Source organism: Alkalihalophilus lindianensis (assembly GCF_032843265.1).
GTDB lineage: Bacteria > Bacillota > Bacilli > Bacillales > Bacillaceae_D > Alkalihalophilus > Alkalihalophilus lindianensis.
The window spans coordinates 1-237 of record NZ_JAWJBA010001011.1 but is presented as its reverse complement, the minus strand read 5'-3'; the positions used below and the strand labels follow the sequence as shown (position 1 = coordinate 237).

Below are 237 nucleotides of genomic sequence, written 5' to 3'. Positions count from 1 at the left end.
AGCTGGAAGCCCTGCACTCAAAGAAGTTTGATGCTGTTGTGATTGATGGGGATATCGTGTCCTGGCTTGGCACAGTCGCCTATCCGGTGAGGGTGGTAAAGGATAAATTCCCTGATGATGGTTTATTTGGTTCCCACGCACCGGAATCAATGGAAGTGGACGACTTTGGAATGGCAAAACCGGAAAAGAATCCATATTCCGGCGACGACCACGCCGGACTGTATGCCTTCATCGCCC

At 51.1% G+C, this 237-nt stretch carries 1 protein-coding gene; it reads left to right on the top strand.

Going from position 1 to position 237, the window contains the following annotated elements:
• Window positions 1-237: hypothetical protein (locus RYX56_RS25175; RefSeq protein ID WP_317124490.1), on the top strand; the 237-nt coding region annotated here is incomplete at both ends.